Origin of the sequence: Mycobacterium terramassiliense, from assembly GCF_900157385.1 — a bacterium.
In the GTDB taxonomy this organism is placed as follows: domain Bacteria; phylum Actinomycetota; class Actinomycetes; order Mycobacteriales; family Mycobacteriaceae; genus Mycobacterium; species Mycobacterium terramassiliense.
Window position 1 is genome coordinate 346,290 of the sequence record NZ_LT717701.1, and the last position, 14,937, is coordinate 361,226.

Annotated in this window: 12 protein-coding genes and 1 pseudogene; 12 read left to right on the top strand and 1 reads right to left on the bottom strand. The window is 67.9% G+C overall.

Translation table 11 applies throughout. The features are described 5' to 3' along the window. The first annotated feature begins 43 nt into the window (after nucleotides 1-43). The 11 genes from MTAB308_RS16300 (at nucleotide 44) to MTAB308_RS16350 (ending at nucleotide 10,979) form a co-directional block, all read left to right on the top strand. Nucleotides 44-1,171: an LLM class flavin-dependent oxidoreductase gene (locus MTAB308_RS16300; protein ID WP_077100485.1), complete on the top strand. Its 1,128-nt coding sequence runs from the start codon at nucleotides 44-46 to the stop codon at nucleotides 1,169-1,171. Then, complete coding sequence (locus tag MTAB308_RS16305) at nucleotides 1,168-2,337, top strand: sulfotransferase family protein (RefSeq protein ID WP_077100486.1); 1,170 nt, start codon at nucleotides 1,168-1,170, stop codon at nucleotides 2,335-2,337. The genes MTAB308_RS16300 and MTAB308_RS16305 overlap by 4 nt, the downstream gene beginning before the upstream one ends. Before the next feature lies 1 nt (nucleotide 2,338). Next, nucleotides 2,339-3,154, top strand: a complete 816-nt coding sequence (locus tag MTAB308_RS16310) for a sugar phosphate isomerase/epimerase family protein (protein ID WP_077100487.1) — start codon at nucleotides 2,339-2,341, stop codon at nucleotides 3,152-3,154. Nucleotides 3,155-3,156: 2 nt separating this feature from the next. After that, nucleotides 3,157-4,365: a DUF1214 domain-containing protein gene (locus MTAB308_RS16315; protein WP_077100488.1), complete on the top strand. Its 1,209-nt coding sequence runs from the start codon at nucleotides 3,157-3,159 to the stop codon at nucleotides 4,363-4,365. Nucleotides 4,366-4,496: 131 nt separating this feature from the next. Beyond that, on the top strand, nucleotides 4,497-5,402 hold the full coding sequence (locus MTAB308_RS16320; RefSeq protein WP_425436346.1) for an alpha/beta fold hydrolase: 906 nt from the start codon (nucleotides 4,497-4,499) through the stop codon (nucleotides 5,400-5,402). Nucleotides 5,403-5,417: 15 nt separating this feature from the next. Further along, nucleotides 5,418-6,212, top strand: coding sequence for an LLM class F420-dependent oxidoreductase (locus MTAB308_RS16325; RefSeq protein WP_077100490.1), 795 nt, complete (start codon nucleotides 5,418-5,420; stop codon nucleotides 6,210-6,212). 130 nt (nucleotides 6,213-6,342) lie between these two features. After that, nucleotides 6,343-7,074, top strand: a complete 732-nt coding sequence (locus tag MTAB308_RS16330) for a GntR family transcriptional regulator (RefSeq protein WP_077100491.1) — start codon at nucleotides 6,343-6,345, stop codon at nucleotides 7,072-7,074. A 49-nt stretch (nucleotides 7,075-7,123) separates the two neighbouring features. Next, nucleotides 7,124-8,929, top strand: coding sequence for an ABC transporter substrate-binding protein/permease (locus tag MTAB308_RS16335; protein WP_077104426.1), 1,806 nt, complete (start codon nucleotides 7,124-7,126; stop codon nucleotides 8,927-8,929). Then, nucleotides 8,926-9,675 carry an amino acid ABC transporter ATP-binding protein gene (locus MTAB308_RS16340; protein WP_077100492.1) on the top strand — a complete coding sequence of 250 codons (750 nt, stop codon included), beginning with the start codon at nucleotides 8,926-8,928 and terminating at the stop codon, nucleotides 9,673-9,675. Before MTAB308_RS16335 ends, MTAB308_RS16340 begins: the two co-directional genes overlap by 4 nt. Nucleotides 9,676-9,750: 75 nt before the next feature. Continuing rightward, a complete protein-coding gene (locus MTAB308_RS16345) occupies nucleotides 9,751-10,248 on the top strand; it encodes a MarR family winged helix-turn-helix transcriptional regulator (RefSeq protein ID WP_077100493.1) in 498 nt (165 codons plus the stop codon). A 59-nt stretch (nucleotides 10,249-10,307) separates the two neighbouring features. Further along, on the top strand, nucleotides 10,308-10,979 hold the full coding sequence (locus MTAB308_RS16350; protein WP_077100494.1) for an SDR family oxidoreductase: 672 nt from the start codon (nucleotides 10,308-10,310) through the stop codon (nucleotides 10,977-10,979). 1 nt (nucleotide 10,980) lies between these two features. On the opposite strand, the gene leuS is transcribed toward MTAB308_RS16350, so the two are convergent. Continuing rightward, nucleotides 10,981-13,893, bottom strand: a complete 2,913-nt coding sequence (gene leuS, locus MTAB308_RS16355) for a leucine--tRNA ligase (protein WP_077100495.1) — start codon at nucleotides 13,891-13,893, stop codon at nucleotides 10,981-10,983. A gap of 223 nt (nucleotides 13,894-14,116) precedes the next feature. Here leuS and MTAB308_RS16360 point away from each other — a divergent pair. Continuing rightward, nucleotides 14,117-14,932: pseudogene (locus MTAB308_RS16360) on the top strand (LpqN/LpqT family lipoprotein); the annotation flags it as partial. Nucleotides 14,933-14,937 lie beyond the last annotated feature (5 nt).

Sequence of the window (14,937 nt, forward strand, 5' to 3'; positions counted from 1 at the left end):
ATCGTCGACACGACGCTGTGCGGGTGCTTAGCATCAGTTCTCGATGAGAGTCCAACCCGCCGCATTCCTACGCACGACGCTCCCGCTCGATTTGTCGCGCCTCGCCGAGCTGGACGGCGGGCGGTACCACTCGATCTGGCTTCCCGACCACATGGTCAGCTTCTGGCCCGACTCGATCTGGACTCCCGAATTCACCGACCTGGCCGAGGCCTCGCCATCGCCGCACCGCCACCTCGATGGCCTGGCCGTGGCCGCCGCGGCCGCGGTGCTGACCGAGACGGTTCCGCTCGTCAGCGCCGTGGTGGACACCGTGCGCCGGCACCCTTCCCTGCTGGCCCAGACCGCGCTGACCATCGATCACCTCGCCAAGGGGCGCTTCGTCCTCGGTCTGGGCAGCGGCGAGAGCGAGAACACGTTGCCCTACGGCTTCGACTTCGCGCGGCCGGTCAGCCGATTCGAGGAGGCGCTGACCGTGATCCGCCGGCTCTGGGAAAGCGACGGCCCAATCGATTTTCACGGACAGTTCTACTCACTGCGGCACGCCCGGCTGGACACCGAACCCTACGAAGGCCGGCTGCCACCGATCTGGATCGGCGGTAGCGGGCCACGGATGCTCGACATCGCGGGCCGCCATGCCGACGGGTGGTGGCCCGCCGGCGCCTGGACGCCGGAGCAGTACGCCGAGATGCTCTGCGCGGTAAGGGCTTCCGCCGACCGCGCGGGCCGCGACCCGCTGGCGATCACGCCCTGCTTCATCCAGGTGTGTCTGATCGGACGGTACGAGGACGCCCTTGCCGAGATCTTGCGGGCGCCCCTGGTCAAGTCGTTTCTGCTGCAGGTGTCGGCAAAGACGTTGCGCGGCTTCGGCTTCGAGCACCCGATGGGAGAAACCTGGCGCGGATTTCAGGACATCGACCCGGCCGTGCTCACTCGCGAACGGATCATCGATTTCCTGGACGGCGTGGAGCCCGAGATGGTCCTGGCCGTGGTACCGCACGGAACGCCGAAAGAGGTCGCGAAAATCATCAAGTCGTATGTGGATGCGGGTTTGCGCGTGCCGAAGATCCTCGACTACGGCGCCATGGCCGGCCAGACGTACGCGGCGAGTTCGGCGCTGAACGTTCGGGCCGCCGAGGACGAGCTCATCCGGCTGTGCGGGGACATGTCGTGACCGCCCCGTTGAGCGCCGCCGAGATGCTGGCCTCCGCCGAGGCGGAGACGGGATTGCGCGACTACGGCGACCCCACGCTGCCGGAGCGCTTCGCCGTCGCCGTCGACCACCTGAACAGCCTCGGCATGGACGCCGACGGCAAATGGGAGGCGGCACAGGTGTGTCGATGGCTGCTGACCTCGCGCCTGGAATTCATCGAAGACCGCAACCGCTACCCGATCGGGGACGAAGTGGTCGAGGCGCCGATGTTCGTCACCGGCGAGCCGCGTTCGGGGACCACGCTGATGCACGCGTTGATGTCGATCGATCCCGGGGCCCGGGCGCTGCGCTTCTGGGAAGTCATGTACCCCTCGCCACCGCCGGGCCTCGCCGGTCCCGACGACGCCAGACGCCAGCGGGCCGACGCCGACTGGCGCGAGATCAACGCCAAGCTGCCCAAGTGGCTGCACAGCCACCCGTACAACGACATGCTCGGCGACGGCCTGCCCGAGGACGAACGCACCTGGGCGTTCGATTTCCGGGTGATGACACCGACGGCATGGTGGCGGGTGCCGATGCAGTCGTTGGTCGGCGGCCTGGCCACCGATGCGGCGGCCCAATATCGCCTGCACAAGGCCATGCTGCAACAGCTGCAATACCGTCGACCGCGTAAGTACTGGGTTCTGAAGGGTTTTCACGGGTTCCGGCTCAGGGAGCTCTTCGACACCTATCCCGACGCGAGAATGGTCTGGCTGCACCGCGATCCCGTACAGGTGGCCGCGTCGCGCACCATGATGATGGCCGACATCGCCGAAGGCATCGTCGGTCCGGTCGACCTGCACGCCGAGGCGAAAAAGCACCTCGAGATGACCCGGGCCAGCATCGCCAACACGATGAGCAACCCGCTCGTCGACGATCCGCGCATCCTGCACATCCGCTACACCGACTTCATCGCCGATCCCGTCGCCACGGTGGGGCGCTACTACGCGTTCTGCGGTCGCGAGCTGACGACCGAAGCAGTGTCGCCGATGCGCGCGTATCTGGCCGACAACCGCGGCGACCGCTATGGCAAATTCACCTACTCCACCCAGCTGTTGGTGGACATCGGCGAAAACCTCGACGCCCTGCACGCCGAATTCCGGCCATTCCGTGAGCGATTCGGCGTCGCGATCGAGAACCGGTCCTGACATGGCAGCTTCCGCCACACCAGCCCACCCCCGTCTGTCCGTACACGACGTCACCTTCTACGGCGCGCCGCTGGCCGACCTCGAGGCGTGTTGGGCGACGCTCGGCGTGTGCCGCCTGAGCATCCTGGATACCGAACTGTTCGATCCGCTGTTTCCAACGCTGTTGCAGCGCGATCGCTACGCCGTCGAGGCGGTGTATCACTTATTCGCCGGCGGCAGTCTTTCCGGCGACCCGCAGGCCGCGCAGGATGGGTTGTGCCGCGTGATCGACGCCGCGGCCGGGGTGCGGGCGAGCACCGTCTACCTGCTCACCGGCGGCCGCGGTGAGCTGTCCTGGGGGCAGGCCGCCGAACGGTTTTGCGCCATGGTCACCCCCTGCGCCGCGCACGCGCAGGCCGCCGGTGTGGCGCTGGCCGTCGAGAACGCCTCCAGCCTGTACGCCGACATCCACCTCGCCCACACCCTGCGGGACACCGTCGCACTGGCCGAGATGGCCGACCTGAGCGTGTGCATCGATGTGTTTCACTGCTGGGCCGAGGGCGATTTCGAGGCGATGGTGCAGCGGGCGCTGCCGCGGACGGCGCTCATCCAATTGAGCGACTACGTGCTCGGCGATCGGGCGCTACCGGGCCGGGCGGTTCCGGGCGACGGCGCGATTCCCCTCGAAAGATTCGTCGCCCAAGCGCTCGCCGGCGGCTACCGCCACGGTTTCGACCTGGAATTGATCGGCCCCCGCATCGACCGGGAGGGCCGCCTGGAATCCGCCCGGCGCGCATGCGATGTCGTCGGTGCGATGCTCGACGGACTGGGTGTGTGAGGATGGCTTTCGGTGATGGTCCCGACGACGCGGCGCTGCAATCGGCGTGGAGCGAATTCTGCGCGCAGCTGAAGCGCGCGGGCGGGCAGGTCTTCAAGGACGCCAACCCGGCTTCGGGCGCCCACCGCGTCGATGCATTCCGCTTCCTGACCCAGAACCTGGGCCAGGCATTCGATTTGGCACTCGAGACGCGCGACACCCGCTACCCGGTGCTGCACACCTTCTGCGGGCCGACCCGAAAACTCGGCGGCGACTGCGCCGACTTCACCTACCAGCAAGCCTGGATCGACGGGCGGTCGGCCTACCGGCTGACCGGCAATCGCGGCACCTCGCGGTTCTTCAACGTCACCGTCCATGGCCCGCGCATACCCGGGCCGGGCGTGCTGCACGAGCCCTTCGGCGACACACCGGAGGCCAACCTGCTCGGCCATCAACTCAGCGTCGCCGCCGACGGACAGTTCGAGCTCTACATCGGCGGGCCCGAGCGCGGGCCCAACTGGCTGCCCACCACGCCGGGCTCCCGAAAACTGTTCATCCGCCAGGGATTCGATCGCTGGGACGAGCTGCCGGCGCACATGCGGATCGAGCGGATCGACATGGCATCCCCCAAGCCGCTGCCGGCACCCGACGCGATGATCGAGGCGATGGGCTGGGCGGGTGACTTCGTGACCGGCCTCATGGCGGACTGGCCGGACTTTCCGTTCACCTATGGCGGCGTCGACGCCGACAGCCCGAACGCCTTTCCCGACGTCGGCGCCACCGACGCCGACCGCAAGCGCGGCCGCGCCGCCGCCAACATGTACTGGGAGCTTGCACCCGACGAGGCCCTGATCGTCGAATTCGACGCCCACGACGGCCTGTGGATGCTCACCAACATGGGGGTGTTCTTCAACAGCATGGACTACCTGTACCGCCCGGTCAGCTACACGCCCGGCCGCACCAAGGTCGACCGGGACGGCAGGATTCGACTGGTCATGGCGCACCGCGACCCGAAAGTGCACAACTGGTTGGACACCCAGGGCTTCGAACGCGGCAACCTCACCTATCGGCACATGCTCGAAGGCGAGCCCGTCGCGCTGGGCACCCGCACCGTCAAATTCGACGAACTGATGGGCGCGCTCCCCGCGGACACCGCCATGCTCACTGCGGCGGAGCGCACCGCCGCGATGTGGGAACGGTTCCACGGCATCCGCCGGCGCTATCTACTCTAGTCCTATGGTGGCGACCCGCCGCGCCCGGCGAGCCGCGCTTGCGATCGCCACGAGTCCTATGGTGGGACCCGCCGCGCCCGGCGAGCCGCGCTTGCGATCGCCACGAGTCCTATGGTGGATGCGTGAGTGCGATCCCCGAAGACGAACTGGTCGGGTTGTCCGAGTTCTCGCTGCTGTCCGAAAACGCCGAACAGGCAGGCGTTGCGGGGCCGCCGCCCGACGTCGAGCGGGTGGAGTCGGGCCCGCCGGACACCAGGGTCAGCGCGCTGCGCTGGGGCTCCACTCCCCCGCGGATCGTCTTCCTGCACGGCGGCGGCCAAAACGCGCACACCTGGGACACCGTCATCGTCGGCCTCGGGGAGCCGGCACTGGCGGTGGACCTGCCCGGGCACGGACATTCGGCATGGCGCGAGGACGGCGACTACTCGCCGCAGCTCAACGCCGACGCCCTGCTGCCCGCGCTGCGCGAGCACGCGTCAAGTGCCCAACTCGTGGTCGGCATGTCGCTGGGCGGGTTGACCGCGATCCGGCTGGGGGCGATCGCCCCCGAGCTGGTCAATGAGCTCGTCCTCATCGACGTCACCCCGTCGGCGCTGCAACGACACTCCGAGATGACCAAGGAGCAACAAGGCACGGTGGCGCTGATGCACGGCGAGCGGGAGTTTGAAAGCTTTCAGGCCATGCTCGACCTGACCACCGCCGCAGCACCGCATCGCGAGGTGAAGGCGCTGCGGCGCGGCGTCTTCCACAATTCCCGCCGGCTCGACAACGGCAAGTGGACGTGGCGCTACGACGCCATCCGCAAATTCCCCGACTTCGACGGCCTGTGGGACGATGTCGACAACCTGTCCGCGCCCATCACCCTCATCCGCGGCGGCTCGTCGGGCTTCGTCACCGACGACGATGCGGCCGAATTAGGCAGGCGCGCAACCAATTTTCGCACCGCGCACGTTGTCGAGAATTCGGGCCACTCCGTGCAAAGCGACCAACCGCGCGCCCTGATCGACCTCCTGCGCGGAGTGCTCGACTCGCGCTGAGCCTACGGTGGTCTGATGAACCCTGACCGCCCCATTCGTATCGGCGTGCAATTGCAGCCGCAACACGCCCCGCACTATTCCCAGATCCGCGACGCCGTGCGCCGCTGCGAAGACATCGGCGTCGACATCGCCTTCAACTGGGACCACTTCTTTCCGCTCTACGGCGATCCGGACGGCCCCCACTTCGAATGCTGGACCATGCTCGGGGCCTGGGCCGAACAGACGTCGCGCATCCAGATCGGCGCGCTGGTGACGTGCAACTCCTACCGCAACCCGGAACTGCTGGCCGACATGGCGCGCACCGTCGACCACATCGCCGACGGCCGGCTCGTCCTGGGCATCGGTTCCGGCTGGAAGCAAAAGGATTACGACGAATACGGCTACGAATTCGGGACCGCCGGCAGCCGGCTGGACGACCTGGCGGCCGCGATGCCACGGATCAAGGCGCGGCTGGCCAAGCTGAACCCGGCGCCGACCCGCGACATCCCGGTCCTCATCGGCGGCGGGGGTGAACGCAAGACCCTGCGGCTGGTGGCGGAGCACGCCGATCTGTGGCACAGCTTCACTTCCGCCGACGAGTTCCCGGCGAAGTCGGCCGTGCTGGAACGGCACTGCGCCGACGTCGGCCGAGACCCGGCAAGCATCGAACGATCGGCCGCGGTCAACGGGGCGGTGGCGGGCGGCGGTCTGATCGCCAACGCCGAAAATCTCGTGAGCCTGGGCGTCACGCTGCTGACCGTGGGCTGCGATGGTCCGGACTACGACCTGGCCGCCGCCGAGGCGCTGTGCAAGTGGCGCGATAGTCGCTGACAAGGGGCCGGGCCACGTTTGTCTCCAATTCATCCGCCAAACATCTGTAGTTGCGCGCCAAGACATGAGAAACTCTCTGCGCTAGATGGCCGAAGCGGTTTGACGGTATTGAAAGGCACTCAAGAAACGAATGCCAAAGAAATACGGGGTCAAAGAAAAGGACCAGGTTGTTGCGCACATCCTCAACCTGGTGCTGACGGGGAAACTGCGCAGCGGCGACCGCGTCGACCGCAACGAGATCGCCGTCGGGCTCGGGGTCAGTCGCGTCCCGATCCAAGAGGCGTTGGTTCAACTCGAACACGACGGCATCGTGTCCACCCGCTATCACCGAGGCGCGTTCGTCGAACGGTTCGACGAGGCCACCGTCCTCGAGCACCACGAACTCGACGGCCTGCTCAACGGGATCGCCTCGGCGCGCGCGGCCACCAATCCCACGCCGCGGATCCTGGGACAACTCGATGCGCTCCTGCGATCGTTGCGCTCCGCGAAGGAGTCCCGGGCCTTCTCGGAGATCGCCGGCGAATATCGGCGCACGATCAACGAGGAGTACGCGGGACCGCGGCTGCATGCCACAATCCGCGCGTCGCAAAACCTCATCCCCCGGGTGTTCTGGATGACATACCAATGCAGCCGCGACGACATGCTGCCGTTCTACGAGGACGAGACGTCCGCAATCCACCGGCGTGACCCCGAGGCCGCGCGGGCCGCGTGCGTCGGGCGGTCCAACCTGATGGCCCAAACCATGCTGGCGGAACTGTTTCGGCGCAGGGTGTTCGCCGCGCCCGATGACATCGGCCAGGTTGCTCCCGAGGTCTTCAGCGGCGCCGAAGCCCCCCTCGGCGCGCCGTCGATCGCCCTCTGACAGCCGCTTCGACGCGCCGGGTTTCCCGACTGCCGATACGGTAGCCGTGATGAGTTCGCGCCTGGACCGGCGTCCCAAGCGCCGAAAGCTCTTCGCACTGGCCACGACGATGCTGATGGTCTGCGGCCTCACCCTGGCTGCCCCCGCGGCCGCCGACTGGAACCAATGCGCGCCCGGGGGCCTGGACAGCGCGCGGGTCCTGCCCAAGGATCTGACCGAGGCCCCCGCCGCGGGTCACGACTACGTGGACAGCACCGCCTCCGTCGAACCGCTCGGCTCGATCAACGTCGGCGCGTTGGGCCTGGGCACGCCGGGCGTCCTGACGGTCGGCACCCTGTCGGACGCCCCGCCGAACATCTGCATCAACCCCACCGGGGAATTCAGCGGCTTCGACAACCAGCTCTTGCGCGCCATCGCCGCCAAGCTCGGCCTGCAAGTCCGCTTCGTCAGCACGGACTTCTCCGCGCTGCTCGCCCAGGTGGCGTCCCGGCGCTTCGACGTCGGCTCCGCGTCGGTGAAAGCCACCGAGGCGCGTCGCCGCACGGTGTCGTTTACCAACGGCTACGACTTCGGCTTCTACTCGCTGGTGGTGCCGCCCGGCTCGGCGATCCACCGGTTCAGCGATCTCGCCGCCGACCAGCGCATCGGGGTGGTCCAGGGCACCGTCGAGGAGTCGTACGTCGTCGACTCCTTGCACCTGCAACCGGTGAAATATCCCGGCTTCGCGACGCTGTACGCCGCCCTCAAAACGCGCCAGATCGACGCGTGGGTGGCGCCCGGGACGCTGGCGTCGACCGTGATACGGCCCGGCGATCCGGCGGTGGTGGTCGCGAACGCTTTCAGCCCAGGCAATTTCGTGGCCTTCGCGGTCGCCAAAGACAACCAGCCGCTGGTCGATGCCCTGAATTCCGGGCTCGACGCCGTCATCGCCGACGGCACCTGGGCCAACCTGTACTGCCAGTGGGTGCCGCGGCCCCTGCCGCCCGGCTGGAAACCCGGGTCCAAGGCCGCGCCCAGCCCCCATCTCCCGGATTTCGCCGCGATCGCCGCGCGCCACCACCGTGATTCGGCCGGCCCGGGCGCGCCGATGTCGACGCTGGCGCAGCTGCGCGAGTCCTTCTTCGACTGGGAGCTCTACCGACAGGCCATCCCCGTCCTGCTCACCACGGGGCTGCCCAACACGCTGATCCTGACCAACAGCGCGCTCGTGATCGGCCTGGCGCTGGGGATGGTGCTGGCGATGGCCGGGCTTTCGCGTTCGCGCTGGCTCCGCTGGCCGGCGCGGATGTACACCGACGTCTTCCGCGGCCTCCCCGAAGTGGTGATCATCCTGCTCATCGGCATGGGCGTCGGCCCGTTGGTGGGCGGGCTGACCAACAAGAATCCCTATCCGTTGGGCATCGCCGCCCTGGGACTGATGGCCGCCGCCTACATCGGCGAGATCCTGCGCTCGGGCATCCAGAGCGTCGATCCGGGCCAACTCGAAGCCTCCCGCGCGCTGGGCTTCAGCTACACGGCCGCGATGCGTCTGGTGGTGGTGCCGCAGGGAATCCGGCGGGTGCTGCCGGCACTCGTCAACCAGGCCATCGGATTGTTGAAGGCCTCCGCGCTGGTGTACTTCCTGGGCCTGGTCGCCCAGCAGCGCGAGCTGTTCCAGGTCGGCCGTGACCTCAACGCGCAGACCGGCAGCCTGTCGCCGTTGGTGGCTGCGGGCCTTTTCTATCTGATCCTGACCATTCCCCTCACCCATCTGGTCAACCACATCGACACCCGGCTTCGCCGCGGCCGCGGCGCCGCCGAACCGGACGACCACGCCGCCATGCTGGCGACGAAGTTCGGCCAGGAGATCACGTGACCGCCGGAGCCCTGAGGCGCGCGCCGGTATCGCTGGTGGCCAAGGACATTCATCAAACCCTCGGCGGCAACCCGGTGCTGCGCGGGGTGAATATCGAGGCCCTCGCAGGCAGCACGGTCGCCATCATCGGACCGTCCGGCTCGGGTAAATCGACGCTGCTGCGCACCCTGAACCGACTGCACGAGCCGGATGGCGGCGACATCTTGCTGGACGGCCGGTCGGTGTTGCGTGATGATCCCAACGAGCTGCGTCAGCGCATCGGCATGGTGTTCCAGCAGTTCAATCTCTTCCCGCATCTGTCCGTGCTGAAAAACGTTGCGTTGGCGCCGTCCAAGCTGCACCGGCTGCCCTCCGACGCGGCCCGCGAGCTGGCGCTGACCCAGCTGGACCGAGTTGGCCTGAAACACAAGGCCGATGCCCGCCCCGGAACGCTGTCCGGCGGTCAACAACAGAGGGTCGCCATCGCACGCGCGCTGGCGATGGCCCCCCAGGTGATGTTCTTCGACGAGGCGACCTCGGCGCTGGATCCCGAAATGGTCAAGGGGATTCTGCAACTGATCGCCGACCTCGGCGCCGATGGGATGACCATGGTGGTCGTGACGCACGAAATGGGTTTCGCCCGGTCGGCATCCGACACCGTCGTATTCATGGATCGCGGCAAGGACGTGGAATCCGGGCCTCCCGAGCAGATATTCGAAGCCGCAAAAACCGAGCGGCTGCAGCGATTCCTTTCCCAAGTGCTATGACGGTTCCGATTTAGTCGGCGTTCGTCCGGTATAGCTACCTTGTAGGTCACGCATATCGGGCTAGACTGCCGACTTATGGCGGACAGCGAATCCACCGCGCCCGAGGTAAAGGAGCTCGCGGAAGGGTTGCACCGTGCGCTGTCCAAATTGTTTTCGATCCTTCGCCGCGGGGACCCGAGCGGCGTCGTGGCCGGCGAGCTGACCCTGGCGCAGCTGTCCATCCTGGTTACCCTGCTCGATCAGGGCCCCATCCGGATGACCGACCTGGCCGCGCACGAACGGGTACGGACGCCGACCACGACCGTGGCGATCCGCCGACTGGAGAAGATCGGGCTGGTGAAACGCTCGCGCGACCCGTCCGACCTCCGTGCGGTGCTGGTCGACATCACGCCGCGAGGACGGGCCGTGCACGCCGAATCCCTGGCCAACCGGCACGCCGCGCTGGCCGCGATGCTCAGTCAGCTCCCCGAGTCCGACCTGAACACGCTGATGAAGGCGCTGGCGCCGCTGGAACGCCTGGCCTGCGGCGAGTCGGGCCCGGCGGGAGAGCCGCCGGAACGCAAGCAGGCGTGAAAGCGACAGGCCCGCAACACAATTGGTTAGCCTCCGTAGGCTTCCCGTAGGCTGGGGTCATGCCCACCGCACTCATCACCGGCGCGAGCGGCGGTATCGGATCCGCCATCGCCACCGCGCTCTCGGAAACGCACACCCTGCTGCTGGCGGGCAGGCCGTCCGATCGGCTCGACGCCGTCGCGGAACGCCTCGGCGCCACCACTTTTCCGCTGGACCTGACCAACACCGACGAGATCGGGGCCAGCTGCGAAGTCGTCGACGAACTCGACGTATTGGTGCACAACGCGGGGGTATTCATCCCGGGGCGCGTCGCAGATTCCCACGTGGACGAGTGGCGCGCCACCTTCGCGGTGAACGTCTTCGGGGTCGTGGAACTGACGCTGGCGTTGCTGCCGGCGCTGCGACAGGCCCGCGGCCAGGTCGTGTTCATCAATTCCGGTGCGGGGCGCGCGGTTTCGCCGGGCATGGCCTCCTATTCGGCGAGCAAGTTCGCGGTGCGGGCCTTCGCGGACTCGCTGCGCGAAGACGAACCGGACCTGCGCGTGACCACGATCTACCCCGGCCGTACCGACACCGAGATGCAGCGCGAGCTCGTCGCGTTCGAAGGTGGACAGTACGACGCGGCCGACTTCCTGCGTCCCGAAACGGTCGCGGCGGCGGTCGCCAACGCGATCGCCACACCGCCGGACGGTCACGTCCACGAGGTGGTGCTTCGGCCGGCCGAGCGATGATCTAGACGACCAGGTTGACCAGCCGGCCGGGGACCACGATCACCTTGCGCGGAGTGGCGCCGGCCAGGAACGCCTGCACCTTGTCGTCGCCCAGGGCCGCGGCTTTCAGCGCGTCCTCATCCGCGTTGGCGGCCACCACCACCCGCCCGCGCACCTTCCCGTTCACCTGCACCGGATATTCCACGGTGTCTTCGACGAGATAAGCGGGGTCCGCCTCCGGGAATGGCCCGTGCGCCAGCGGGGTGCTGTGGCCCAGCCGTGCCCACAGCTCCTCGGCCATGTGCGGGGCCAGCGGTGCCAGCATGAGCACCAGCGGCTCGACCGCTGCGCGCGGCGCCGCGTCCCGGTGCTCTTTGGTGAGGTGGTTCGTGTACTCGATCAGCTTGGCCACGGCAGTGTTATTGCGCAGTGCCGCATAGTCTTCGGAGACCCCGGCGATGGTGCGGTGCAGCGCGCGGAGTGTGCCGGTGTCCAGCGGCTGCCGGCTTGCGTCGTCGGCCACCCGCGTTTCGCCGGTCTGCTCGTCGATCACCAGCCGCCACACCCGCTGCAGGAAGCGGTGCGCGCCGACGACGTCCTTGGTCGCCCACGGCCGAGACGCCTCCAGGGGACCCATCGACATCTCGTACACCCGCAGCGTGTCCGCGCCGTACTCGTCGCAGATCTCGTCGGGCGAGATCGAATTCTTCAGGCTCTTACCGATTTTCCCGAACTCCTGGGACACCGCGATCTCCCCGTCGGGACCCGGGTAGAAGTACCTGCCGTCGCGTTCGATCACCTCGTCCGCCGGCACGTATGACCCGCGCGGGTCGGTGTAGGCGAACGCCTGGATGTAGCCCTGGTTGATGAGCCGGCGAAACGGCTCGCGCGAACTGACGTGGCCCAGGTCGTAGAGCACCTTGTGCCAAAAGCGCGCATACAGCAGGTGCAGCACCGCGTGTTCGGCGCCTCCGACATACAGGTCGACCCCGCCGGGGTCTTGCGGGCCGTACTGGGCCGGCCGCGGACCCATCCAGTAAGCCTCGTTTTCCTTGGCGCAGAACCGCTCTGAATTGTGCGGGTCGGTGTAGCGCAGTTCGTACCACGAGCTCGCGGCCCACTGCGGCATCACGTTGGTGTCGCGGGTGTAGGGCTTCAGACCGTCGCCCAGATCCAGCTCCACGTGGACCCACTCGGTCGCCTTGGCCAACGGCGGCGAGGGTTCGCTGTCGGCGTCGTCCGGGTCGAACAGCACCGGTGAGTAGTCGCGGACATCGGGCAGTTCGACCGGCAGCGCGGCCTCGTCGAGCGCGTGTGGGCGCCCATCACCGTCGTAGACGATCGGAAACGGCTCACCCCAATACCTCTGCCGCGCGAAAAGCCAGTCCCGCAGCTTGAATTCGATGCGCGCGCGGCCGCGTCCGTCGGACTCGAGCCGGCGGGTGATCGCTTGCTTGGCGGCCGCCACGTCCATCCCGTCGAGGTAGCCGGAGTTGACCAGCACACCGTCGCCCACGTGGGCGCCCTGCGTAACATCGCCGCCGGCAATGACTTCCACGATTGGCAGGCCCAACTCCCGGGCGAAGTCCCAGTCACGCTGGTCATGGCCGGGGACCGCCATGATCGCCCCGGTGCCGTAGCCGGCCAGCACGTAATCGGCGATGAAGATGGGCACCGGCTTTCCGTTGGCCGGGTTGGTGGCGTAGCCGCCGAGGAAGACGCCCGTCTTCTCCCGGCTTTCCTGGCGTTCCAGGTCGGACTTCGCGCCGATCGCACGGCGGTAGGCGGCCACGGCCTCGGCCGGCGTGGCGGCACCGTACGTCCAGCGCGGGTCGGTGCCGTCTGGCCAGGCGGTGCCGACGAGTTCGTCGACCAGGTCGTGCTCGGGGGCCAGCACCAGGTACGTCGCACCGAAGAGCGTGTCGGGCCGAGTGGTGAACACCTCGATATCGACCTTTGAGCCACGTCGTTCGCCATTGGAGATAGCCGTCGAGAACAGCGCCTGCGCGCCCGTCGAGCGACCAATCCAGTTGCGCTGCATGGTCTTTACCTGCTCGGGCCAATCCAGCAGCTCCAGGTCGTCCAGCAGCCTGTCGGCGTAGGCGGTGATGCGCATCATCCATTGCCGCAGCCGTTTGCGAAACACCGGGAAGTTGCCTCGGTCGCTGCGGCCGTCGGCGGTCACCTCTTCGTTGGCCAGCACGGTGCCCAGTCCGGGGCACCAATTCACCATCGAGTCGGCCCGGTAGACCAGCCGGTGGCCGTCGATCACGTCGGCCCGCTCCCGCGCCGACAGCCCGGCCCAGTCCCGTCCGTCGTCGAGACGACGCGCGCCGGAATCGAACTCGGCGATCAACTCGGCGATTGGGCGTGCCTTGTTGGCGGCGGCGTCGAACCAGGCGTTGTAGATCTGCAGGAAGATCCACTGGGTCCACTTGTAGTACTCGACGTCGGTGGTGGAGAAGCTGCGCCGGCTGTCGTGACCGAGGCCCAGCCGACCCAGCTGGCGCCTGAAGTTGACGATATTGGCCTCGGTCCTGATGCGCGGATGCGTGCCGGTTTGCACCGCATACTGCTCGGCCGGCAGCCCGAAAGAGTCAAAGCCCAACGCGTGCAGGACATTATGGCCGGTCATCCGGAAGTAGCGGGCGTAGACGTCGGTGGCGATGTATCCCAACGGGTGGCCGACGTGCAATCCGTCGCCCGACGGGTAGGGAAACATGTCCTGCACAAACAGCTTGTCGGCGGGCAGGGGCGTCCCGTCGGCCGGAGCCAGGTCCCCGACCGGGTTGGCCACGTTGAACGTCCCGCGCTTTGCCCAGTTCTCCTGCCACGCGCTTTCAATCCGGGCCGCCAGCGCCGCGGTGTAGCGGTGCGGCGGCGCATCGGACTCCGACGCGGCGGCGCCGGAAACGGTGGTCGGGGATTCGGTCACCTGAACAGGGTATAAGGACCGCCTCGGCGGCCCCGCCGGCCACAGGTTGGTCTCGGTTGCATTGCGCACCGATCAGAGCTTCATCCCAGGTCGGTTTCGGCCCTGTTCAGCGCCTTTGACCTCTGGTTACAGTCGGCCTCTAACCACGTGGCCGAGCCGTTGGGAAGGATCACGCAGATGATTCAGATCACCCGTACGTTGCGGGTACTCGCAGGGGGTCTGGCCGCCGGCGGTCCCCGCGCAGACCCCCGCCGTAACGGGCACGCTGCGCGACTACCTGCAGTCGAAGGGCGTCAAGCTCGAGGCGCAGAAGCCGCAGGGATTCAAGGCGCTCGACATCACGCTGCCGGTTCCCCCTCGCTGGACCCAGGTGCCCGACCCGAATGTGCCCGACGCGTTCGCGGTGATCGCCGACCGGCGCGGGGCCAGCATCTACTCGTCGAACGCGCAGGTGGTGGTGTACAAGCTGGTCGGGAACTTCGACCCGAAAGAGGCCATCAGCCACGGCTTCGTCGACAGCCAGCAACTGCTCGCGTGGCAGACCACTAACGCCTCGATGGCCGACTTCGGCGGCTTCCCGTCGTCGGTGATCGAGGGCACCTACCGCGACGGCGACATGCTGCTCAACACGTCGCGGCGCCACGTCATCGCGACATCCGGGCGCGACAAGTACCTGGTGTCGCTGGCGGTGACCACCGATCGCGCGGTGGCGGTCGCGGATGCGCCGGCCACCGACGCCATCGTCAACGGCTTCCGCGTGACCGCGCCCGGCACCGCCTCGCCCGCCCCCGCCCAGGGGCCCGGCGCGTCCCCGGTCGGGCTTCCGGCGCAAGCGGCGGCGCCGGTCGCGCTTCCCCCGCAGCCGGCGGCGGTTGCGCCGGTCGGCGTTCCCGCGCAGACGGCGGCGGCGGCGCCGGTCGGGCTTCCCGCCCAGCCGGCCGCGCCCTACCCGGCGGCCGCCGGGAGGCCGACGCCCAACCTCCTGACGATGGTGCCCGGGCTGCCGCCGCTGCCGAACTTCTCGTTCCTGCAGCAATAACAGGC